Source organism: Xanthobacter sp. BG11Y11_SDJG, from assembly GCF_057364445.1.
Genome location: NZ_JBNFNU010000710.1, coordinates 1 through 1,164, shown reverse-complemented (window position 1 = coordinate 1,164; position 1,164 = coordinate 1). Strand labels below are relative to the sequence as shown.

Here is a 1,164-nt window from a genome sequence, read left to right as displayed (position 1 = left end):
GCGCCGCCGACCGCACGCTCAGCCCGGTGCCCGCCACCAGCCGGGACAGGGCCTGCGCCGGGGTCATGGTGCCGACCACCGCGGCGGCGGTCCGGCCGCGGGCGAGATCGGAGGAATAGCTGATCTGCCAGCCGGTGGCGCGGATGAAGGCGTTGATCGCCGCCGGCAGGGGCTGGGCTGGGATCGAGAAGGCGATGGCCTGGTCCGGGGACGGCGCCTGCTGCGCCTGCGCGCCCGTTGGCACGAGCGCCCAGAGGCATCCGCCCAGCGCCGAGGTCAGCGCCAGCGCGGCGAGCGCGGCCCGAGCGCGTGTTGGCTTGCGTCCAGCCGGTCGTTCCATGGAAGTCTGCCCTCGTCATTCAGAAGGAGGGTCGCGCCGTCTTCGCGTCCTCGAACTGATGACGCGGGAGCCCCGCGCATCCGGAAAAAAATCTGCGGCTCAGCGCAGGATGACGATGCCGCCGGGCAGACGGCTGATGGCCACGCCGGCGGCGTCGGCGAGGGTGCGGATGGCGCCGTCCACATCGTCCAGGCGGTAGTTGCCGCTGACGCGCAGCCCGTTCGCGGCCGGGTCCATCACCAGAACCATGCCGCTGCGGTAGCGGCCGAGTTCCGCCAGAACGTCGGCGAGCGGCTGGTCGTCGAAGACGATGCGCCCTTCGCGCCACGCCAGCGCCTGGGCGGGATCGACCGCGCGCGGCGCCGAGAGCACCGACGCTCCTGCGCCCACCATCTGGCCCGGATGCAGATCGACGCGCTCCTGCGGGTCCTCGCGCAGCGCGACCTCGACCTTGCCGCGTTCGAGCACCACCTGATCTTCGCGCGGCTCCAGACGGACCGCGAAGGCGGTGCCCTTCACCTCGACCGTGCCGAAATGTCCGGCGACCCGGAACGGATGGGCGGCATCCGGGCGCACGTCGAAGAAGGCTTCGCCCTCCAGAAGCCGCACCTCTCTGCGGCCGCCGGCGAAGTCGAGCGCGACGGCGGTGGCCGAATTGAGCTGCATGGCCGAGCCGTCCGGCAGGGCGACCGACATGCGCTCGCCCACCGCGGTCATGTGGTCGGCCTGAAGGCGCAGCAGCAGCGTCGGTCCCAGCCAGACGGCGAGTGCGAGGCTCGCGGCCGCGGCGGCGAGGGCGAGCGGCCGGCGCAGGAGACGGGCCG

Annotated in this window: 2 protein-coding genes; both read right to left on the bottom strand. The window is 73.0% G+C overall.

Annotated elements, in window-relative coordinates:
• Positions 1-340: STN domain-containing protein (locus AC2W7M_RS25970; RefSeq protein ID WP_486136029.1), on the bottom strand; the 340-nt coding region annotated here is incomplete at its 3' end.
• A 99-nt stretch (positions 341-439) separates the two neighbouring features.
• On the bottom strand, positions 440-1,164 hold a 725-nt coding region (locus AC2W7M_RS25965), incomplete at its 5' end, for a FecR family protein (protein WP_486136027.1).